Source organism: Paeniroseomonas aquatica, assembly GCF_030409335.1.
Lineage (GTDB): Bacteria > Pseudomonadota > Alphaproteobacteria > Acetobacterales > Acetobacteraceae > Belnapia > Belnapia aquatica.
Window position 1 is genome coordinate 39,649 of the sequence record NZ_JAUFPN010000042.1, and the last position, 19,184, is coordinate 58,832.

Here is a 19,184-nt window from a genome sequence, read left to right on the forward strand (position 1 = left end):
CGGCTCAGCCCAGCTCCAGCAGCGTCACCTCGGGCGGCATGCCGAGGCGCACCGGCAGCATGGAATTGCCGATGCCGCCGGAGACCACCAGGTGACGCCCGCCTTCCTCCACCGCGCCATAGGCGTAGCGGTTGCCGAAGCGGCTCGGCACCAGGGGCGAGTAGCCGAAGAGCCGGACCTGCCCGCCGTGGGTATGGCCGCTGAGGGTGACCGCCACCCGCTCCGGCACCGCGGGGAAGATATCGGGTTCATGCGCCAGCAGGAGGACCGGCGCCCCCGCCGGCACCGCGGCCAGCGTGCCCGGCAGGTCGTCCGCGCCCCGCAGCTGCCGGCCCCGCCGGTAGGCCCACTGGCTGCCGAGCCCGGCCAGCCAGACCGGGTGGCCGTGGTGCAGCAGCGGCCGCGCCGCGTTGTGCAGGATGGGCAGGCCGGCCGCGGCGAAGGCCTCGGCCGCCTCCGGCAGGGCGCGCTCGCCCGCCTGGGCCGCCCGGTCCTCCCACCAGTCGTGGTTGCCCAGCACCGCATGCACGCCGAGCGGCGCCCGTAGCCCGGCCAGCACCCCCGCCACCTCCTGGAAGCTCGGCCGGCTGGTGACGAAACGGTGGTCCGCCAGGTAGTCGCCGAGCAGCACCGCGAGATCCGGCCGCGCGGCATTGGCCATGGCGACGGCGCGGGCCAGGCGCCGCAGGCCGGTATGCGGCCCGCCGGCATGCGGGTCGGCGATGATGGCGATGCGCAGCGCCAGGCCGCGCGGCCAGGCCGCCGGCGCCAGCCGGTGCCGTACCAGGCGCAGCCGCAGGCCGGGCTCGGCGCCGAAGGCGTAGCCGCCGAGACCGGCCCCGGCACCGCCCAGCCAGCCCAGCAGGCGGCGCCGGCTGCCCGGCCGGGCAGCCGGCGGCTCCCGCGGCACCGCCGCATCGCCCAGGCTTGCGGGCCCGATCCCGGCCGCCACATCACCGTCCATGCCCCACCCTATCCCGCCCACCCGTGCCGCCGGCCTGCAGCGGCTGGCGGCCTTCGCCCCGCGCATGGGGCAGCCCTATGCCGAGGGACGGAACCATGACCCCGGCCCGGATGCCGCCGCGCGGACGCCGCCGGCCGTCTCCGGCCTCAGCCCCTATCTACGGCATCGCCTTTTGCTGGAAAGTGAAGTTGCCGCGGCGGCGGTCGCCGGGCCGGGCGGCGGGGCGGCGGAAAGCTTCATCCGGGAGACGCTCTGGCGCAGCTACTGGAAGGGCTGGCTGGATCTGCATCCCGCCGTCTGGGCGGAGTACCGCGCCGCGGTCGCCGCCGCCTGGCCCGGCCGGACGGCCATCCCCGGCCTGGAAGCCGCCCTGGCCGGGCGCAGCGGCATCGCCTGCCTCGATTCCTGGGCCGCCGAGCTGGTGGCGACCGGCACGCTGCACAACCACGCCCGCATGTGGTTCGCCAGCATCTGGATCTTCACCCTGGGCCTGCCCTGGGTGCTGGGCGCCGACTTCTTCCTGCGCCACCTGCGGGATGGCGATGCCGCCTCCAATACCCTGTCCTGGCGCTGGGTCGCCGGGCTGCAGACGCCGGGGAAGCACTACGTGGCGCGGGCCGGCAACATCGCCCGCTTCACCGCGGGCCGGTTCGACCCGGTGGGCGAGTTGAACGAGGACCCGGCGCCGCCCGCCGCCGGACCGCTGCCGCCGCCCCAGCCGCTGCCGGCCGCCGCTGCCCGGCCGCGGGGCCGTCTCGCCCTGCTGCTGCACGACGACGACCTCCATGCGGAATCGCTCGGCCTCGAGGGGGAGGGTGCCGAGATCGTCGCCCTGGCCGGATTCGCCACCCCCGGCGCCCGTTCCCCCGGCGGCTGCGCCCCCGCCGTCGCCGCCTGGGTCGAGGCGGCGCTGGCCGATGGCCTGGACCGGGCCGGACGGCATTTCGCCCTGGCGCCGTGCCGGCTGGCCCCGGCCGAGGTCGCCGGCTGGGCCGCGGCCAGCGGCTGCGCCGCGGTCGTCACCCCCTGGTCCCCGGTCGGCTGGACCGCCGAGGCGCTCGGGCCGGTCGAGGCCGCGCTGGCCGCCCGCGGCCTGCCGCTGCTGCGTCTCCGCCGTCCTTGGGACAGCGCCTGCTGGCCGCTGGCGACCCGCGGCTTCTTCGCCTTCCGCAAGCACATCCCCCGGCTGCTGCAGGAGCTGTTGCCGCCGTCGCCCGGCGGCGCGGCGCCCGCCGCCGGCCCTACTGCGGCTTGAAGCGGCTCGCCTTGGCCGCATCCGCCGCCCGCCACAGGTACCAGGCGGCGATGCTGCGCCAGGGCGCCCAGGCGGCGCCGATCTCGGCCAGCGCCTTCGGCTTCGGCTGCGCCTCGAGCCCCGCCGCCACCTTCCAGCCCTCCCGCACGCCGAAGTCGTCCACCGGCAGCACGTCGGGCCGGCCGAGGGTGAAGATCAGCAGCATCTCCACGGTCCAGCGGCCGACGCCCCGGATCGCCACCAGCCGCTCGATCAGCGCCGCATCCTCCAGCCGGGCGCAGCCGGCGCGCGTCGGCACCAGCCCGCCCGCCGCCTTCTCCGCGATGTCGCGGATGGCCGCGACCTTGGAGCCCGAGAAGCCGCAGCCCCGCATCGCCTCCGGCGCCATCGCCAGGATCGCCTCCGGTGGCGGGAAGGCATGCCCCGGGTGCAGCGCCAGCAGCCGGCCGAGGATCGCCTCCGCCGCCCGCCCATGCACCTGCTGGTGGGCGATGGCGCGGACCAGCGCCTCGTAGGGCTCGCGCTCGACCGGCTGCAGGGTGCAGGGGCCGATCGCCTTGATGACTGTCTTGAACACCGGGTCGCGCCGCAGCGCCCGCTCCGCCTTCGCCCAATCGGGCGAGGCCACCACCTTCGCGCTGTCGCCGGCCATGTCGCTCATGCCGCCGAGCCTAGGGCAAAGCCGCGCCGGGCGAAATCGGCCGGCCGGACGCTTCGCCCCGGGGACGAAGCCAGGGCGCGCCCCGGCGCCCTTGCCGCGGCCCGGCCGGATCCCGATCCTCGGCCGATGAGCGATCTCTATGCCGCCTATGGCAGCAACCTCTCCCGGGCGCAGATGCGGCTCCGCTGCCCCGGCGCCACCGTCGCCGGTTCCTTCCTGCTGCCGGGATGGCGGCTGGTGCTGCGCCGCTTCGCCCGGCTCGAGGCCGATCCCGCCGGCTGCTGCCCGGTCGGCCTCTGGCGGATCACCCCGCGCCACCTGGCGGCGCTGGACCGGGCCGAGGGGGCGCCGCTCATCTACCGCCGCAGCCTCGCGGAGACCCCGTGCGGCCCTGCCTGGATCTATCACGAGGTGGTAGACCGTCCCGGACCACCCACGGCGGCCTATGTCGCCCGCATCCGCGCCGGCTATGCCGAGTTCGGCCTCGACCCGGCGCCGCTGCTGGCGGCCATCGCCGAGGCGTCGGCCGACTGACCCGCACCCGCACCCGCAGCGCCGCGCCGGCCCGCCCGGTCCAGCAGAAAGACTCCCCTCCCATGGACATCCGCTTCCAGGATACCACCGTCGCGGTCACCGGTGCCGGCCACGGCTTCGGCCGCGAGATCGCCCATCGCTTCGCCGCCCTCGGCGCCCGGGTCTTCGCCTGCGACCTCGATGCCGAGGCGCTGGCCGCAACCGCCGCCGGCCCCGGGACCGGCATCGTCACCGAGGCCTTCGACCTCACCGCCCCCGGCGCCGCCGCCGCCTGGATCGCCGGGATCGAGCGTGCCACCGGCGGCCCGGTCGGGGTGCTGGCCAGCAATGCCGGCGGCGTCCGCGGTCAGGTCATGCGGCCGGTCGAGCAGGTGCCCGAGGCCGACTGGCACGCCATCATGGCCATCAACCTGCATGCGCATTTCGCCCTGGCCCAGGCGGTGGCGCCGGGAATGAAGCAGGCGGGGCGCGGCGCCATCGTCACCACCAGCAGCGGCGCCGGCCTGGCCCCCAGCATGACCGGCATCCAGGCCTATACCGCCGCCAAGCACGGGCTGGTCGGCCTGACCCGGCAGCTGGCGCATGAGCTCGGCCCGCATGGCATCCGGGCCAACAGCGTGGCGCCGGGGCTGATCCTGTCCAACCCCGCCAGCCTCGCGCAGTGGGAGGCCTACGGGCCGGAGAAGCAGCGCGCGACGATCGAGGGGATCGCGCTGCGCCGGCTGGGCACGGCCCGGGATGTCGCCGATGCCGTGCTGTATCTGGCGAGCGACTTCGCCGGCTTCGTCAACGGCCAGGTGCTGAGCCTGGACGGCGGCCGATGAGGCGCCTCACAGCACCTGCAGCAGCCCGGCGATCAGCTTCGCCCGCGGCACCAGGCTGTCGAGCAGCAGGTGCTCCTCCAGCGTATGGCCGCCCGCGCCCTGCACGCCGAGCCCGTCGAGCGTCGGGATGCCCATGGCCCCGGTGAAATTGCCGTCCGAGCCGCCGCCCGCGCTCTGCGGGTTGATGTCGAAGCCGATGCTCCGGGCGATGGTCCGCGCCACGCCGTAGAGCTCCATGCCCCGGGCGTCCGGCTCCCAGACCGGCCGGGTCACGCCGCGCTTCACCTCGAGCTGCACGTCGTTGCCGGTGGGCCGCAACGACAGCATGGTCTCGACCGCGGCATCGAGGTCCTCCTGGCGCTTGGCCATGGACAGGCTCTCGGCATCGCAGTGGGTCGCCACGCAATTCACCCATTGCCCGCCCGAGATGACGCCGACCGAATAGGTCACCGCCTCCGTGGTCAGCGCCTCGATCGCCACCACCTGGCGGCACATCTCGCGGATCGCGCTGCGGCCGTCGGCCAGCCGCGCCCCGGCGTGGCTCGGCTTGCCGGTGGCGCGCAGGTTGAAGCGGGCGATGGCATAGCGCCCGGTCACCACGCCGCCGTCCGGCCGCGCCGGCTCCGGCACCAGCACGAAGGCATGGCGCGCCGCCTCGGCCTCGATCAGGTCCCGGGTCGAGGGGCTGCCGATCTCCTCGTCGCTGGTCAGCAGCACGGTCACCGGCCGGCTGGTGGCGATCCCGGCGCGGAGCAGCTGCCGCACCGCCTCGATGGCGATCCAGTTGCCGCCCTTCATGTCGTAGACCCCGGGGCCGTAGACCCGGTTGCCCTCGACCCGCCAGGGCAGCGGCGCCAGCGTCCCGACCGGATGCACCGTATCGAGGTGCCCCATGATGAGGATGCCCGGGCCGGTCCCGGCATGCGGGAAGCTCGCCCGCACGCAGGGGCCGCAGCCCATCCGCCCGGGGATGGTCTCGACCCGCGCGCCCATCAGCGCCAGGTCGCGCGCTGCGATGTCCATCATGCGCGCGACGGCGGCGGCATCGAAGGTGGGGCTTTCGCATTCCACCCAGGCGCGCAGGCCGGGCAGCATGGCCTGAGCATCGAAGGGCAGGTCGAGGGCGGGCTGGTCCATGGTCGGTCGGCTCCGGAGCTTCGCGGCCAGCCTGCGGCCCCGATGGCCGCCCGGCAAGCCCCGCCCGGTCACGCCAACCCGCCGCGGCGGCGCAACGGCCCGGCCCGGCAAGGCCCGGCGATGGCTGCCCCGCAGCGGGAGCACGAGACATCGCCGCGGCGCCGCGCCATATCCCCGGCATCATGCACCCGCCTTCCCATCACCCGGCCGATGGCCCCGCCATCCGCCTCGCCGGCCTCCGCAAGCGCTTCGCCGCCGGCGGCGCCCCGGCGCTCGACGACGTCTCGCTCGAACTCCGCACCGGGGAGGTCTTCGGCATCGTCGGCCGCTCCGGCGCCGGCAAGTCGACCCTGATCCGGACCGTCAACCTGCTGGAACGGCCGGATGCCGGCAGCGTCACGGTCATGGGCCGCGACCTGCTGGCACTGGACGAGGCCGGGCTGCGCGCCGCCCGGCGCGGCATCGGCATGGTCTTCCAGCACTTCAACCTGCACCACCGCCGCACCGTCGCCGAGAACATCGGCTTCCCGTTGGAGGTCGCCGGCATGCCGGCCGCCGCGCGCCGCGCCCGGGTGGCGGAGCTGCTGCCGCTGGTCGGGCTGGAGGCGAAGCGCGACGCCTTCCCGGCGCAGCTCTCGGGCGGGCAGAAGCAGCGGGTCGGCATCGCCCGGGCGCTCGCCTCGGCGCCCTCGCTGCTGCTCTGCGACGAGGCGACCAGCGCGCTCGACCCCGAGACCACCGCCGAGATCCTGGCGCTGATCCGCAGCCTGCGCGACCGGCTCGACCTCACCGTGCTGCTCATCACCCATGAGATGGGCGTGGTGAAGGCGATCTGCGACCGCGTGGCGGTGATGGAGGCCGGGCGGATCATCGAGCAGGGCCGGGTCTTCGAGGTCTTCACCCGCCCGGCGCAGCCGACCACCCGCCGCTTCGTCGCCGAGGTGATCGGCCATGGCGTGCCGCCCGGGACGCTCGCCCGGCTGCCGCCGGCCCCGCCGGGGCAGCAGCGTCGCCTGGCCCAGGTATTGTTCCTCGGCCCGCACAGCACCCGCCCCGTCATCAGCGAGGCCAGCCGCGATTTCGGCCTCGACATCAACATCGTCTCCGGCCGGGTGGACGAGATCGCCGGCGAGCCCTTCGGGGTGATGGCGCTGGCGGTCTGTGGCGCGGCCGCGGCCATCGACGCCGCCTTCGGCTGGATGCGCGGGCTGGGGCTGGTCATCGAGGAGGACGTCGCATGGGCTGGCTGACCCCGACGATGCAGGACCTGCTGCTCGACGCCTTCTGGGAGACCCTGGTGATGGTCGGCGCCAGCGCCGCCATCGCGGTCGCCGTCGGCCTGCCCCTGGCGCTGCTGCTGCAGGTCACCGGGCGCGGCGGGCTGCGGCCGCTGCCCTGGCTGAACCGGCCGCTGGGCCTGCTGGTGAACGCCGCGCGCTCGACGCCCTTCATCATCCTGATGGTCGCCATCGTGCCCTTCACCCGGCTGGTCGCCGGCACCTCGATCGGCACCGGCGCCGCCATCGTGCCGCTGGCGCTGGCCGCCACCGCCTTCCTCGCCCGGCTGTTCGAGAATGCCCTGCGCGAGGTCGATGCCGGCGTGGTCGAGGCGGCCCGTGCCATGGGCGCCTCCCGCTGGCAGATCGTCACCAAGGTGCTGGTGCCGGAGGCGCTGCCGGGGCTGATCGCCGCGGTCACCGTGGCGCTGGTCTCCCTCGTCGGCTTCTCCGCCATGGCAGGGGCGATCGGCGGCGGCGGGCTCGGCGACCTCGGCATCCGCTTCGGCTACCAGCGCTTCATGCCGGAGGTCATGGCGACCGTCGTGCTGATCCTGATCGTCTTCGTCCAGGGCCTGCAATCCCTCGGGGATTGGCTGGTCCGCCGCCTGTCCCACCGTTGAAGGAATGCCCCCCATGATCGAGCGACGCCCCCTGCTGCTCGCCGCCCTCGCCGCCGCGGCCCCTGCTACCGCCCGCGCCCAGGAGATCGGCACCGCCCAGCGGCCGCTGCGCATCGGCGTCACCGCCGGCCCGCATGCCCAGGTGATGGAGCAGGTGCGCACGCTCGCGGCGCGTGACGGGCTGGTGCTGCGGATCATCGAGTTCCAGGACTACATCCAGCCCAATGCGGCGCTGGCGGCCGGCGACCTCGATGCCAACAGCTACCAGCACCAGCCCTTCCTCGACCAGCAGGTGCGCGACCGCAACCTGCCGCTGGTGGCCGTGGCCCGGACGCTGACCTTCCCGCTCGGGGTCTATTCACGCCAGCACAAGACCCTCGCCGACGTCCCCGCCGGCAGCCGCATCGCCATCCCGAACGACCCGACCAACGGTGGCCGCGCGCTGGTGCTGCTGGCCGGGGCCGGCGCCTTCACCCTGCGCCCGGGCGCCGACTTCCGGGCGACGGTCGCCGACATCGCGGCCAACCCGCGCCGGCTGCGCGTCATCGAGCTGGACGCCGCGCAGCTGCCGCGGGCCCTGGACGAGGTCGCGGCGGCCACCATCAACTCGAACTTCGCCCTGCCGGCCGGGCTGAACCCGACGCGCGACGCCATCGCGCTGGAGAGCGCCGACAGCCCCTATGCCAACCTGATCGCGGTGCGCCGGCAGGACCGCGAGGCGGCCTGGGTGGCGCGCCTGGTCGCCGCCTACCAGTCCCCGGCGATCAAGGAATTCGTCGCCACCACCTTCCAGGGCGCGGTGCTGCCGGCCTTCTGAGGCCCGGCGGTCGCCCGGCGCCGCCGGGCGACCGCCACAAAACCAGCCGTATGACAGCCCCGGCACTTCTGCTTAGATTCAACGCCATGACCCTTCCCCCGACTCCTCCGGAGGCCTCGCCGCGGCCGGGACCGTCCCATGGCGTGCCGCCCCGCCTCGTCCCCCAGGCCGGTCCCGCGGCCTGGACCGGCAGCGCCCTGACTCCGGCCGACTGGATGCTCCCGGTCGGCGCCGAGGTCGCCGCCGAGCTGGCCGGCGGCGGCCCCGACGCCGCGGCGGCGCCGCTGCTCGCCGCGCTGATGCGCCAGGTGGCCGAGCGGCTCGAGCATGGCCTCGGCTTCTGCCTGCTGCGCGGCCTCAACCTCGACCGGCTGGCCGACCCGGATTCGTCGCTGCTCACCCTCGGCGGCCTGCTCGGCACGCCGCTGCCGCAGGATGGCGCCGGCACGCTGGTCGGGCGCCTCGCCGGGCCCGGCGCCAGCGCCACGGCGCCCGCCCGCTTCCACGCCGATCCGGCCGATGCCACCGCCCTGCTGTGCCTGCAGCAGCCGCGCGAGGGCGGCACGGTGACCCTCGTCTCGGCCCCGGCGCTGCACAACGCGCTGCTGAAGGCCGACCGCGCCAGCCTGACCCTGCTGCACCGGGACTGGCCGCATGGCGACCTGGCGGCGCCGGCCCTACTGCCGGTCTTCAGCACCGCCAGCGGCGCCTTCGTCGGCCGCTACGACCGGGACTCGATGGTGGCCGCCGCCTTGGACCCGGCGCAGGAGGCCGCGCTTGCGGTCCTCGATGCCGCCGCCGCGGCGCCCGGCCAGGCGCTCTCGATCCCGCTGCACACCGGCGACCTGCTGTTCCACAACCCGCACCTGGTCTGGAAGCGCGTCAGCGCCGCCTCCGAGGCCGGCGTCCCGGAGGATCCGGCGCTGGCGGATCGGCAGCTGCTCCGCCTCTGGCTGGCCACGCCGGGCTCGCGCGACCTGCCCGAAAGCTTCCGCCAGGTCTTCCGGGAGACCGCCGCCGGGGTGCCGCGCGGCGGCATCGCGGCCGGCCCGGCCATGGTCGGGGGCTAGCCGGCCGTGCGCATCCTGGTGGCCAATGCCAATACCACCGAGGCCATCACCGCGCTCTGCGCCGATGCCGCCCGCGCCGCGGCCAGCCTTGGCACCACCATCATCCCGGCGACGCCGCGATTCGGCCCGGCGGTCATCGCCACCCGGGCCGAGAACATCATCGCCGGCCATGCGCTGCTGGCGCTGCTGGCCGAGCATGCGGGGCAGGTGGACGGGGTGCTGCTCGCGGTCAGCCACGACACCGCGCTGGAGGCGGCGCGGCAGCTGCTGCCCTGCCCGGTGGTGGCGATGACCGAGGCCGCCTGCCTCACCGCCTGCCTCGCCGGCGGGCGCTTCGGCCTCGTCACCTTCGGTGCCACCGAGACCTACCGCGAGCGCATCGCCCAGCACGGGCTCTCCGTGCGCCTCGCCGGTCTGGTCGGTGTCGACGCCACGCCGCAGGAGGCGGTGCGCGACCCAGAGGGCGTGGCGGAGAAGCTCCTCGCCGGGATCGAGGCGCTGATCGCGGACGGCGCCGATGCCGTCGTCCTCGGCGGCGCCGCGCTCGCCGGGATGGCGCCGACGCTGCAGCCGCGCAGCCCGGTGCCGCTGCTGGACGGCATCGCCTGCGGCGTGCGGCTGCTCGAGATGATGGTGGCGCTGAAACTGCCCAAGCCGCGGGTCGGCAGCTTCGCGGCGCCGCAGGGCAGGGTGGTCGGTGGGGTCGAAACACCGTTGGCGGCGCTGTTGCGGGGGGCGTGAGGGCTTGAGGTCGAAGGGGCGCTGCCCCTTCGAGCTACCCCGCCAAGGGCCGAAGGGCCCTTGGAACCCGGGAGTTAAGATCTATTCGTTATTTGCTTTGAGGATTTAGTAGTCACAATAGATGTTTGCTTCCATCAGAATTTCGCTTCTTAAAATAGCACAATGGCCAAATATTTCATTCGATAACCATATTGCCCTAATCTAGTTTGTTCGAAAATTCATCTTTAATCATTAGCCTAATTGGTGCGCGCTCATATTTCTCTAAAATCTCTCCAGTTTTTAAAGTATACAGTTCCTTCAATCAGGTATTCCATTTTTGGACTCGGGGTTTTCTTTCCAAGCCAATATTGATAAGCCGCAGACCGAATAGTCCCGTAACTCGAAGCGAATGTGTAAAAATCTGCATCGCCCTGAAAAATATTCGAGCCTGTCAAAATGGTTATTGGCTCCGGATTTTGTCCCGTAAAACTTCCCCATGTTTTTTGAGCGGAAAATGCGTCTTCTTGTGAGCAGAACGCAAAAAAGCATGAGTTTCAGGACGGCGCCTTCGGTTTTGTTTCTTTTCTGAGCAATTCAAATATATCGATTTTTTCCGCGTGGCTAAACAAGCCACCAGTGAAAACACCGTTTTGATCTCGAAAAAAATCAAATCTGTGTCGACTGCTCAATGTCCAACAGTTTAAAGCTTCAGGATGCTGAACAGAAACCGACTTATATATCCCTTCGCTGCGGCGTGCTTGATCAAGGATGCACGCATCTGCAAAGTGCCAAGCTTCAATCATGAGGCTGTCCGGTTCAAATCGGATGGACCAATATGGTAACGACACATTAGTGGCGATAGCGCATCGTGTCGATATCAAACTATTAATTCAATCTGCAAAAATTCGGAAAGAATTGGAAAAAAAATAAAATATGATGCGTCGTGAATCTAAAATTACAAGAAATACTATTACAGTAGAAACAAAGTCAAGTTCACTACTTATCAAACTCACAAAAATAGATGAGAGGGGTTCGGGGAGAGAATAACTTCTCTCCCCGACCTTGCCTTTCCTTCAGTCCAGCCGTGCCCCCGAAATCCGCACGACCTCACTCCACTTCTTGTTCTCGGCCGCGATGAAGGCATCGAATTCCGCCGGCCCCATCGGCCGCGGCGCGCTGCCGACGTCCTTCAGCCTGGCCAGCACCGCCGGCTCCTTCAGCGCCGCCAGGATCGCCGCCGAGACCTTCTCCACCACCGGCCGCGGCGTCTTGGCCGGGGCCTGCACGCCGAACCAGGCCACCGCCTCGAAGCCCGGCACCCCGGCCTCGGCCACGGTCGGCACCTCGGGCGCGGTGAACCAGCGGTCCTTTGAGGTCACCGCCAGCAGCCGCAGCGCGCCCGAGGCGATGTGCGGGATATAGGCCGGCAGGTTGTCCACCGCGACCTGCAGCCGCCCGGCCAGCAGCTCGGGGATGACGTTGCCGCTGCCGCGGTAGGGCACGTGCTGCATGTCGATCTTGGCGCTGTACTTCAGCAGCTCGCCGCACATGTGGCCCGAGGTGCCGTTGCCCGGCGTGCCATAGTTGAGGTCGCCCGGCTTCGACTTGGCCAGGGCAAACAGCTCCGCCAGGGTCTTGGCCGGGACGTCCTTGTTGACCATCACGCCGTTGGCGACCTCGTTCACCAGCGCGACCGAGGTGAGGTCCTTCTCCGGGTCGTAGGGCATCCGGCTGTAGAGGTACTGGTTGATGCTGGCGGTGCCGATGGTCCCCATCAGCAGCACGTGGCCATCGGCCTCCGCCTTGGCGACGTTGTCGGCGCCGATGTTGCCGCCGGCCCCGGCGCGGTTGTCCACGACCACCGGCTGGCCCAGCATCTCGGTCAGCCGCTCGGCGATGACGCGGGCCGTCACATCCGTCGCGCCGCCGCCGGAGAAGGGCACCACCAGACGCACCGGCCGGTTCGGATAGGCGGGCTGGGCGCGCAGGATCGCGGGGGCGGCAAGCATCGGCAGGGTGCCGAGCAGCAGGCGGCGGGGTAGGGTCATGCGGATCTCCCGGGGTTGCCGGCGCCCTAACGCCTGGGACCCCGTAACGCAACCCGCGCCGCCCCGTCCGGGCCCCCGGCCAACGGCTTCGTCATCGGCCGGGGCGGCCGCCGGCGTGGCTCACTCCACCCGGGCGCCGCTGCGCCGGGCCACGTCCAGCCATTTCGCCCGCTCGGCCGCGAGGAAGGCCTCGAAGGCCGCCGGCGCGCTGCCGCCATCGGCCGTCAGCGCCGGCAGCTCGCCGCCGAGCACCCCCATGCGCGCCCGGAAATCGGCATCGCGCGCCGTCGCGTCCACCGCCGCGCCCAGCCGCGCGACGATGGCCGGCGGGGTGCCGGCCGGGGCCAGCACGCCGAACCAGGCGGTCGCCTCGAAGCCCGCCAGCCCGGCCTCGGCCAGGGTCGGCACCTCCGGCAGCACCGCGCTGCGCGCCGCCCCGGTGGTCGCCAGCGCCCGCAGCTTGCCGTCCTTGATGAAGGGCAGGGAGGAGGGGATGTTGTCCATCCCCACATCCACCCGCCCGGCCATCAGCTCGGTCAGCATCGGCGCGCTGCCGCGGTAGGGCACGTGGGTCATGGCAGCGCCGGTCATCAGCCCGAAGAGCTCCATGCAGACATGCGGCGAGGAGCCGATGCCGGCGGTGCCGTAGTTCAGCCCGCCGGCCCGGGACTTCGCCAGCGCCACCAGCCCGGCGACGTCCCGCACCGCCACCTCGGGCGGCACCATCAGCACGTTCGGCACCCGCATGAACAGCCCGACGGCCGCCAGGTCCTGCGGCCGGTAGGGCATCCGGTCGCCGTAGACCGCGAAATTGATGGCCCCGGTGCCGATGGTGGTCAGCAGCAGGGTGTAGCCGTCGGGCTCCGACCGGGCGACGAATTCGGCGCCGACGTTGCCGCCGGCACCGGCCCGGTTCTCGACGATCACCGGCTGGCCCAGCCGGCGGCCGAGCTGCTCGGCGCCGAGCCGGCCGGTCAGGTCGGTGGTCCCCGCCGGGGTGAAGGGAATCACCAGGCGGATCGGCCGGTTGGGGAAGCCCTCCTGCGCCCGGGCCGGGGCGAGCGCGGGGGCGGCCAGCAGCGCCCCGGCCGCCAGCAGGCCGCGGCGCCTCATTCCGCGCTCGCCCCGGACTTGCGCACCACCTCGGTCCATTTGGCGATCTCGGCCTTGATGTAGGCCTCGAAGGCGGCCGGGCTGGTGCCGCCGTCCGGCGTCAGCCCGGGCGGCATGCCGCCGAGGTCGGCGATCTTCGCCTTGGTCTCGGGTTCCTTGACCACCGCGTCGATCTCGGCGCCGAGCCGGTCGACGATCGCCTGCGGCGTCCGCAGCGGCACCTGCACGCCGAACCAGGCTGTCGCCAGCACCTCGGGGAAGCCCGCCTCGGCGGTGGTCGGCACGTCGGGCAGCGCCGGGCTGCGCATGGCGGTCGTCACCGCCAGCGCCCGCAGCCTTCCGTCCCGCAGGTGGCCGATGACCGAGGGCAGGTTGTCCACCGCCACCTCGATCCGCCCGGCGATCACCTCCTGCAGCATCGGCCCGGCGCCGCGGAAGGGGACGTGCTGCATCTGGATGCCGGTCACCGACTTCAGCAGTTCCCCGGTCAGGTGCAGCGAGGTGCCGATGCCGGAGGAGCCATTGTTGAGCTGCCCCGGCCGCGCCCGGGCGTAGTCCACCAGCTCCTTCAGCGTGCGGACCGGCAGCGCATTGGTGACGAAGATGGCGTTCGGCACCTGCAGCATCAGCCCGGCGGCGGTCAGCTCCTCGGGCTTGTAGGGCATCTTGGCGCCGTAGAGGCTGTAGTTGATGGCGCCCGAACTGACCGTGCACATCAGCAGGCTGTAGCCGTCCGGCTCGGCCTTCACGATGGCGTCGGAGCCGATGTTGCCGCCGGCGCCGGGACGGTTCTCGACGATCACGCTCTGCCCCAGCCGGTGGGTCAGCCGCTCGGCCAGGATGCGGGCGGCGATGTCGGTGGTCCCGGCGGGGGTGAAGGGGACCACCAGCCGGATGGTCCGGTTGGGCCAGCCGCCCTGGGCGCGGGCCGGGGACAGGGCGGGGGCGGCGAGCAGCGAGGCCCCCGCGACCAGGGTGGCGCGACGCGTGACGATCATTGGTACGTACTCCCGGTTTTGCCGCAGGCTATCACTCCGCACCGGGAATGGTCAGTCCACCTTTGCGCCAGGGCGGGTCAGTCGACCTTCGCGCCGGACCGGCGGATCACCTCGGCCCAGCGGGTGTTCTCGGCCGCGATGAAGCGGGCGAAATCCGCCGGCGTGCCGCCGCGCAGCCGGGCCCCGACGCTGGTGACGCGCTCGATGGTCTGCGGCTCGGCGCAGATGGCGTTCGCCTCGCGGTTCAGCCGGTCGATGATGGGCTGGGGCGTGCCCCGCGGCACCTGCAGGCCGAACCAGGCGGTGGCGGCATAGCCGGCCAGGCCCGGCAGCCCCGATTCGGCGATGGTCGGCACCTCCGGCAGGGCCTCGCTCCGCTCCGGGCTGGTCACCGCCAGTGCCCGCAGCTGGCCGCCGCGGATCAGGGCAATGGCCGAGGGCAGGTTGTTGACCCCGAGGTCGATCCGCCCGCCCATGATCTGGTTGGCGGTATCGGCGCCGCCGCGGAACGGGACATGCAGGATATCCACCCCCGCATCCGCCTTCAGCATCTCGCCCGAGAGGTGCAGGCTGCTGCCGCTGCCCGAGGAGGCGTAGGTCAGCTCCCCCGGCCGGGCGCGGGCTGCGTCCAACAGCCCGGCGAGGCTGCGGATCGGGCTGTCGCGGCGCACCACCAGCACGTTGGGCAGGTCGGCGAAGAGGATGACCGGCAGCAGGTCCTCCGGCCGGTAGCTTAGCTTGGCGTGCAGATGGGCGTTGATCGCCGCCGTGCCGATCGAGCCGAAGAACAGCGAATAGCCGTCCGGCTCGGCCCGCGTCGCCAGCTCCGCCGCGATCACCCCGGCAGCGCCGCCCCGATTCTCGGCGACCACGGCCTGGCCCAGCCGGCTGCCCAGCCGGTCCGCCAGCACCCGCGCCAGCAGGTCGGTGGCGCCGCCGGGCGGGAAGGGGATGAGCAGCCGCAGCGAGCGGTTCGGCCAATCGGCGGGGGCCTGCGCCCGGGCGGGGCAGGCGGCGAAGGCGGCGCAGCCCGCGGCCGCGCCCCCGAAGCCACGACGTGACAACTTCATTCCGGCGTCTCCTCCGGGCGGTGGGGAACTCCCGCCCCCTTCCGCCGATCCAGTAGCGTTCCTGCCGCAACGGCAGCGGGGCAGGCAAGCCTTGCCGAAGCGCCGGGCTCGCCTTAGGCAACCCCGGCGCGGCGGTGGCCGCCGAGCCGTCTCGCCCGTGGTCGGGGCCAGGCGGTCGCCAGGGTGACCAGGTGTCGTTTATCGGGCAATCCCACCGGGCTTGCCCCGGGTCGGATCAGGGGCGCGGCCGGATGCAGTTTATCAGGCTCTATGGGCGGGTCCTCCGCATGTTGGCGCCGGACCGCTGGGTGGCGGTCGGCCTGGGCATCGCCAACGTGGCGCTGGCCGGGCTGCTCTTCCTCGAGCCGGTGCTGTTCGGCCGGGTGGTCGACGTGCTCTCGCATGCCGCGGGCATGGGCCGCGAGCAGGTCTGGGACCGGGCGCTGGCGCTGCTCTCGCTCTGGGGCGCGGTCGGGCTCTCCGGCATCGGCGCGACCGTCGCGGTCTCGCTGCTGGCCGACCGCATGGCGCACCGCAACCGCCTCATCTCCATGCACCGCTACTTCGAGCACGTGCTGGCGCTGCCGCTGTCCTTCCACGGCGACGTGCAGTCCGGCCGGCTGATGAAGGTGATGCTGGTCGGCGCCGACAACCTCTTCAGCATCTGGCTGTCCTTCTTCCGCGACCATTTCTCCACCTTCGTCGCCGCCATCGTGCTGCTGCCGCTGACGCTGGCGATGAACTGGCGGATGGGCCTGCTGCTCATCGTGCTGGTGGTGGTCTTCGCCTTCATCACCGCCATCGTCATCCGCAAGACCGAGTTCGCCCAAGGGCGGGTGGAGATGTTCCAGTCCCGCCTGGCCGGCACCGCCCAGGATGCGCTCTCGAACGTCGTCGTCGTGCAGTCCTTCACCCGGCTGAACTCCGAGGCGCGGATGTTCGGCGACATCGTCCGCCAGGTGCTCGACCACCAGTTCCCGGTGCTGAACTGGTGGGCGGTGGTCAGCGTGCTGACCCGCGCCGCCAGCACCCTGACGGTCATCGCCATCTTCATCCTCGGCACCGTGCTGCACCTCGATGGCAAGGCGACGGTCGGCGAGATCGTCAGCTTCATGGGCTTCGCCACCCTGCTGATCGGCAAGCTGGAAGGCGCCGTCGCCTTCGTCTCGCGCCTGGTCTTCCAGGGCCCGAGCATCACCGAATTCTTCGAGGTGATGGACGCCCGCACCAGCGTGCCGGAGCGGCCGGGCGCGGTCTCCATCGGCCGGGCCGAGGGCGCCGTCGCCTTCGAGGATGTCGGCTTCGCTTATCCTGGCGGCGCCCGCATCCTCTCGGACGTCTCCTTCAAGGCCGCGCCGGGGCGGACCCTGGCGCTGGTCGGACAGACCGGCGCCGGCAAGTCCACCGCCATGGCGCTGCTGCAGCGGATGTGGGACCCGACCGCCGGCCGGGTGACGCTCGACGGCCGCGACCTGCGCGACATCACCCTCGACAGCCTTCGCCGCAACATCGGCGTGGTCTTCCAGGAGAGCATGCTCTTCAACCGCACCATCAAGGACAACCTGCTGATCGGCCGGCCGGAGGCGACCCAGGCCGAGATCGAGCGGGCCTGCCGGATGGCCGAGGCGCACGACTTCATCATCCGCCAGCCCAAGGGCTACGACACCATGGTGGGCGAGCGCGGCGCCAGCCTCTCGGGCGGCCAGCGCCAGCGGCTCGCCATCGCCCGCGCCCTCCTGAAGGACCCGCCGGTGCTCATCCTCGACGAGGCGACCAGCGCGCTGGACGCGGCGACCGAGGCGCGGGTGCAGATCGCGCTGAAGGCGCTGATGGCCGGCCGCACCACCTTCATCATCGCCCACCGGCTCTCGACCGTGCGCGACGCCGACGAGATCATGGTCTTCGAGGGCGGCCGCATCCTGGAGCGCGGCACCTTCGAGGCGCTGGTGCGCCAGGACGGCCGCTTCGCCGAGCTGGTCAAGACCCAGCTCACCGCCTCGCCGCTGCCGCTGCCCCCCGACGTCTCGGTGCCGACGCCGGCCTGAGCCGCGGCCCGGGCCCGGTTTTCCTTGCCATCCGGCCGGGCGGTGGCGCAGCCTCGGCGCAAGGCCGGGACCGCGCAGGCCAGCCCGGGGGCCGCTCCCGGCGCACCGCCCCCGGCCAGGGAGGGTTCCGCATGGTCATCGCTTCGATCCTCAAGGGTAAGGGCAACCAGGTCGTCTCGCTGGGGCCGGACGACACCATCCTCGACCTGGCGCGGCTGCTGGCCCGCCACCGCATCGGCGCCGCCCTGGTCCGTGCCCCGGACGGCCGGCTGCTCGGCATCGTCAGCGAGCGCGACGTCATCCGCGGCATGGCCGGGCACGGCACCGGCACCACGACGCTGCCGGTCAGCCAGGTCATGACCCGCGACCTGGTGACGGTGCTGCCGGAGACCCAGGTGATCGAGGCCCTGGGGCTGATGACGCAGCGCCGGGTGCGGCACCTGCCGGTGCTGGACGCCGGCGGCGGGCTGATCGGCATGGTCTCGATCGGCGACCTAGTGAAGGCCCGGATCGAGGAGGCCGAGCAGGAGGCGGAGGAGCTGAAGCACTACGTCACCGCCGCCGGCTGAGCCGCCGGCGCGCGTCCTTGCGTTGCCGCAAGGACGGCTGCCGCGGCGGGTGCTTGCCTGGGCGCCACCCGAGCGGAGGCCCGCATGAACCACCACCACCGCAAGACCCTGCATGCCCTGTTCAGCCACCCCGTCAGCGGCAACCTCGACCCGCGGCAGGTCCATGCCGCGCTGGAGGAGATCGGCGCCGCGGTGACCCACGGCGGCCATGGCCAGGTTCTGGTGAGCCTGAACGGCCATACCCAGGGCTTCCCGGCCCAGCGCCACAGCCTCTCGAAGGAGGAGGTGGGCGCGCTGCGGAAATTCCTGACCGCCGCGGGCATCGACCCGGCGCGGGACTGGCCGCTCTGAGCCGCTAGCCCGGAAGTTGCTTGGCAGGCCGCCGGGCGGGAGCGCCCGCCTTGCCGGGCGGGGGCATTCCGCGCATCTCTGCACCCAGGCAATATTTCGGGAGTCCTTCGATGCCGATCCTTCACCGCCGCGCGCTGCTGGCGGCCCCCGTCCTGCTCGCCGCCCCCGCCCTGCTGCCCGGCGCCGGCGCCCGGGCCCAGACCAAGTGGCAGATGGCCACCGCCTATCCGGACGGGAATTTCCACACCCGCAACATCCGCGAATTCTGCGCCGACATCGAGCAGGCCACGGGCGGCAAGCTGGCGGTGCAGCTGCACAGCAACGCCTCGCTCCTGCCGATGCCGCAGATCAAGCGCGGCGTGCAGACCGGGCAGGTGCAGGTCGGCGAGATCCTGCTGACCGCCTATTCCAACGAGGACCCCTTCTTCGATGCCGACGCGGTGCCCTTCCTGGTGCCCGACCTCGCCGGCGCCCGGAAGCTGGCGGAGCTGCAGAAGCCCTACATCGAGGCCCGCTTCGGCCGCCAGGGACTCTCGCTGCTCTATACCGCCACTTGGCCCGCGGCCGGCTTCTACACCCAGGTGCCGCTGGCCAGCCTGGAGGTGCTGAAGGGCAGCCGGTTCCGCACCTTCAGCCCGCTGACCAACCGCTTCGCCGCGCTGGTCGGCGCCAACCCGGTGCTGGTGCAGCAGGCCGAGCTCGCCCAGGCCTTCGCCACCGGCATCGCCACCGCCATGGTGACCAGCGCCCAGACCGGCGTCGATACCTCCGCCTGGGACTATGCCAAGATCTTCACCCCGGCCGCCTTCTCGATGACCAAGAACGCGGTGCTGATCTCCCGCCGGGCGCTCGAGGCCCTGCCGGCCGACCAGCAGGCGGCGGTGCGGGCGGCGGCCAGGCGGGCCGACGACCGCGGCTGGACCTATGCGGCCGAGGCCCAGGCGAGCAGCCAGGCGCGGCTGGCCGAGAAGGGCCTGACCATCGGCACCATCCCGGACAGCGTCCGGGCCGAGCTGCTGGCGGTCGGCGCCACCATGACCGACGAATGGGTCGCCCGCACCGGCGAGGACGGCAGGAAGCTGGTCGAGGCGCTGAAGGCCTGAGGTTG

At 72.3% G+C, this 19,184-nt stretch carries 20 protein-coding genes; 12 read left to right on the forward strand and 8 right to left on the reverse strand.

The features are described 5' to 3' along the window. Positions 1 to 4: 4 nt before the first annotated feature. On the reverse strand, positions 5 to 964 hold the full coding sequence (locus QWZ14_RS05410) for a metallophosphoesterase (protein WP_290315594.1): 960 nt from the start codon (positions 962 to 964) through the stop codon (positions 5 to 7). Between QWZ14_RS05410 and QWZ14_RS05415 the strand changes: the two genes are divergently transcribed. After that, on the forward strand, positions 963 to 2,219 hold the full coding sequence (locus QWZ14_RS05415) for an FAD-binding domain-containing protein (protein WP_290315595.1): 1,257 nt from the start codon (positions 963 to 965) through the stop codon (positions 2,217 to 2,219). The two genes, QWZ14_RS05410 and QWZ14_RS05415, sit on opposite strands and share 2 nt — an antisense overlap. On the opposite strand, the gene QWZ14_RS05420 is transcribed toward QWZ14_RS05415, so the two are convergent. Then, positions 2,206 to 2,880: a DNA-3-methyladenine glycosylase family protein gene (locus QWZ14_RS05420; RefSeq protein ID WP_290315596.1), complete on the reverse strand. Its 675-nt coding sequence runs from the start codon at positions 2,878 to 2,880 to the stop codon at positions 2,206 to 2,208. The genes QWZ14_RS05415 and QWZ14_RS05420 overlap by 14 nt on opposite strands. A 126-nt stretch (positions 2,881 to 3,006) precedes the next feature. On the opposite strand from QWZ14_RS05420, the gene QWZ14_RS05425 reads away from it, so the two are divergent. Continuing rightward, complete coding sequence (locus QWZ14_RS05425) at positions 3,007 to 3,414, forward strand: gamma-glutamylcyclotransferase family protein (RefSeq protein ID WP_290315597.1); 408 nt, start codon at positions 3,007 to 3,009, stop codon at positions 3,412 to 3,414. Between the two features lie 62 nt (positions 3,415 to 3,476). Further along, the gene (locus tag QWZ14_RS05430; RefSeq protein WP_290315598.1) at positions 3,477 to 4,238 is read left to right on the forward strand and encodes an SDR family NAD(P)-dependent oxidoreductase; all 762 of its coding nucleotides are present in this window, start codon (positions 3,477 to 3,479) and stop codon (positions 4,236 to 4,238) included. A gap of 6 nt (positions 4,239 to 4,244) precedes the next feature. On the opposite strand, the gene QWZ14_RS05435 is transcribed toward QWZ14_RS05430, so the two are convergent. Further along, positions 4,245 to 5,375 (reverse strand): M20/M25/M40 family metallo-hydrolase, encoded by a 1,131-nt coding sequence (locus QWZ14_RS05435; protein ID WP_290315599.1) that lies wholly within the window; start codon positions 5,373 to 5,375, stop codon positions 4,245 to 4,247. Positions 5,376 to 5,557: 182 nt separating this feature from the next. On the opposite strand from QWZ14_RS05435, the gene QWZ14_RS05440 reads away from it, so the two are divergent. The 5 genes from QWZ14_RS05440 to QWZ14_RS05460 all read left to right on the forward strand — a co-directional run bounded on the left by QWZ14_RS05440 (position 5,558) and on the right by QWZ14_RS05460 (position 9,903). After that, a complete protein-coding gene (locus tag QWZ14_RS05440) occupies positions 5,558 to 6,625 on the forward strand; it encodes a methionine ABC transporter ATP-binding protein (protein WP_290315600.1) in 1,068 nt (355 codons plus the stop codon). An 8-nt stretch (positions 6,626 to 6,633) separates the two neighbouring features. Then, entirely contained in the window at positions 6,634 to 7,275 is a 642-nt protein-coding gene (locus QWZ14_RS05445) for a methionine ABC transporter permease (RefSeq protein WP_456307218.1), read from the forward strand. 13 nt (positions 7,276 to 7,288) lie between these two features. Further along, entirely contained in the window at positions 7,289 to 8,092 is an 804-nt protein-coding gene (locus QWZ14_RS05450; protein ID WP_290315603.1) for a MetQ/NlpA family ABC transporter substrate-binding protein, read from the forward strand. A gap of 86 nt (positions 8,093 to 8,178) precedes the next feature. Beyond that, complete coding sequence (locus tag QWZ14_RS05455) at positions 8,179 to 9,162, forward strand: TauD/TfdA family dioxygenase (RefSeq protein ID WP_290315604.1); 984 nt, start codon at positions 8,179 to 8,181, stop codon at positions 9,160 to 9,162. Positions 9,163 to 9,168: 6 nt separating this feature from the next. Next, positions 9,169 to 9,903 (forward strand): aspartate/glutamate racemase family protein, encoded by a 735-nt coding sequence (locus QWZ14_RS05460; protein WP_290315605.1) that lies wholly within the window; start codon positions 9,169 to 9,171, stop codon positions 9,901 to 9,903. A gap of 533 nt (positions 9,904 to 10,436) precedes the next feature. Here the strand turns inward: QWZ14_RS05460 and QWZ14_RS05465 are convergent. The 5 genes from QWZ14_RS05465 to QWZ14_RS05485 form a co-directional block, all read right to left on the reverse strand. Next, positions 10,437 to 10,685, reverse strand: a complete 249-nt coding sequence (locus QWZ14_RS05465; protein ID WP_290315607.1) for a hypothetical protein — start codon at positions 10,683 to 10,685, stop codon at positions 10,437 to 10,439. A 270-nt stretch (positions 10,686 to 10,955) separates the two neighbouring features. Further along, positions 10,956 to 11,930 carry a Bug family tripartite tricarboxylate transporter substrate binding protein gene (locus QWZ14_RS05470; RefSeq protein WP_290315609.1) on the reverse strand — a complete coding sequence of 325 codons (975 nt, stop codon included), beginning with the start codon at positions 11,928 to 11,930 and terminating at the stop codon, positions 10,956 to 10,958. A 120-nt stretch (positions 11,931 to 12,050) separates the two neighbouring features. Next, complete coding sequence (locus QWZ14_RS05475; protein WP_290315610.1) at positions 12,051 to 13,043, reverse strand: Bug family tripartite tricarboxylate transporter substrate binding protein; 993 nt, start codon at positions 13,041 to 13,043, stop codon at positions 12,051 to 12,053. Further along, positions 13,040 to 14,041: a Bug family tripartite tricarboxylate transporter substrate binding protein gene (locus QWZ14_RS05480; protein WP_290315611.1), complete on the reverse strand. Its 1,002-nt coding sequence runs from the start codon at positions 14,039 to 14,041 to the stop codon at positions 13,040 to 13,042. The genes QWZ14_RS05475 and QWZ14_RS05480 overlap by 4 nt, the downstream gene beginning before the upstream one ends. Before the next feature lie 77 nt (positions 14,042 to 14,118). Further along, positions 14,119 to 15,111, reverse strand: a complete 993-nt coding sequence (locus QWZ14_RS05485) for a Bug family tripartite tricarboxylate transporter substrate binding protein (RefSeq protein WP_290315612.1) — start codon at positions 15,109 to 15,111, stop codon at positions 14,119 to 14,121. Between the two features lie 251 nt (positions 15,112 to 15,362). Here QWZ14_RS05485 and QWZ14_RS05490 point away from each other — a divergent pair, with 251 nt between their 5' ends. The 4 genes from QWZ14_RS05490 (at position 15,363) to QWZ14_RS05505 (ending at position 19,179) form a co-directional block, all read left to right on the forward strand. Beyond that, complete coding sequence (locus QWZ14_RS05490; RefSeq protein ID WP_290315613.1) at positions 15,363 to 17,156, forward strand: glucan ABC transporter ATP-binding protein/ permease; 1,794 nt, start codon at positions 15,363 to 15,365, stop codon at positions 17,154 to 17,156. Positions 17,157 to 17,287: 131 nt separating this feature from the next. Further along, complete coding sequence (locus tag QWZ14_RS05495) at positions 17,288 to 17,725, forward strand: CBS domain-containing protein (RefSeq protein ID WP_290315615.1); 438 nt, start codon at positions 17,288 to 17,290, stop codon at positions 17,723 to 17,725. Positions 17,726 to 17,809: 84 nt separating this feature from the next. Beyond that, positions 17,810 to 18,076 (forward strand): hypothetical protein, encoded by a 267-nt coding sequence (locus QWZ14_RS05500; protein WP_290315617.1) that lies wholly within the window; start codon positions 17,810 to 17,812, stop codon positions 18,074 to 18,076. Positions 18,077 to 18,186: 110 nt separating this feature from the next. Further along, positions 18,187 to 19,179: a TRAP transporter substrate-binding protein gene (locus QWZ14_RS05505; RefSeq protein WP_290315618.1), complete on the forward strand. Its 993-nt coding sequence runs from the start codon at positions 18,187 to 18,189 to the stop codon at positions 19,177 to 19,179. Positions 19,180 to 19,184 lie beyond the last annotated feature (5 nt).

Bases quoted from the DNA above. Each gene is read 5' to 3' on its own strand.
- QWZ14_RS05415 (WP_290315595.1), top strand. From the start codon at position 963: ATGCCCCACCCTATCCCGCCCACCCGTGCCGCCGGCCTGCAGCGGCTG.
- QWZ14_RS05410 (WP_290315594.1), bottom strand. From the start codon at position 964: ATGGACGGTGATGTGGCGGCCGGGATCGGGCCCGCAAGCCTGGGCGAT.
- QWZ14_RS05420 (WP_290315596.1), bottom strand. From the start codon at position 2,880: ATGAGCGACATGGCCGGCGACAGCGCGAAGGTGGTGGCCTCGCCCGAT.
- QWZ14_RS05425 (WP_290315597.1), top strand. From the start codon at position 3,007: ATGAGCGATCTCTATGCCGCCTATGGCAGCAACCTCTCCCGGGCGCAG.
- QWZ14_RS05430 (WP_290315598.1), top strand. From the start codon at position 3,477: ATGGACATCCGCTTCCAGGATACCACCGTCGCGGTCACCGGTGCCGGC.
- QWZ14_RS05435 (WP_290315599.1), bottom strand. From the start codon at position 5,375: ATGGACCAGCCCGCCCTCGACCTGCCCTTCGATGCTCAGGCCATGCTG.
- QWZ14_RS05440 (WP_290315600.1), top strand. From the start codon at position 5,558: ATGCACCCGCCTTCCCATCACCCGGCCGATGGCCCCGCCATCCGCCTC.
- QWZ14_RS05445 (WP_456307218.1), top strand. From the start codon at position 6,634: ATGCAGGACCTGCTGCTCGACGCCTTCTGGGAGACCCTGGTGATGGTC.
- QWZ14_RS05450 (WP_290315603.1), top strand. From the start codon at position 7,289: ATGATCGAGCGACGCCCCCTGCTGCTCGCCGCCCTCGCCGCCGCGGCC.
- QWZ14_RS05455 (WP_290315604.1), top strand. From the start codon at position 8,179: ATGACCCTTCCCCCGACTCCTCCGGAGGCCTCGCCGCGGCCGGGACCG.
- QWZ14_RS05465 (WP_290315607.1), bottom strand. From the start codon at position 10,685: ATGATTGAAGCTTGGCACTTTGCAGATGCGTGCATCCTTGATCAAGCA.
- QWZ14_RS05470 (WP_290315609.1), bottom strand. From the start codon at position 11,930: ATGACCCTACCCCGCCGCCTGCTGCTCGGCACCCTGCCGATGCTTGCC.
- QWZ14_RS05475 (WP_290315610.1), bottom strand. From the start codon at position 13,043: ATGAGGCGCCGCGGCCTGCTGGCGGCCGGGGCGCTGCTGGCCGCCCCC.
- QWZ14_RS05480 (WP_290315611.1), bottom strand. From the start codon at position 14,041: ATGATCGTCACGCGTCGCGCCACCCTGGTCGCGGGGGCCTCGCTGCTC.
- QWZ14_RS05485 (WP_290315612.1), bottom strand. From the start codon at position 15,111: ATGAAGTTGTCACGTCGTGGCTTCGGGGGCGCGGCCGCGGGCTGCGCC.
- QWZ14_RS05490 (WP_290315613.1), top strand. From the start codon at position 15,363: ATGCAGTTTATCAGGCTCTATGGGCGGGTCCTCCGCATGTTGGCGCCG.
- QWZ14_RS05495 (WP_290315615.1), top strand. From the start codon at position 17,288: ATGGTCATCGCTTCGATCCTCAAGGGTAAGGGCAACCAGGTCGTCTCG.
- QWZ14_RS05500 (WP_290315617.1), top strand. From the start codon at position 17,810: ATGAACCACCACCACCGCAAGACCCTGCATGCCCTGTTCAGCCACCCC.
- QWZ14_RS05505 (WP_290315618.1), top strand. From the start codon at position 18,187: ATGCCGATCCTTCACCGCCGCGCGCTGCTGGCGGCCCCCGTCCTGCTC.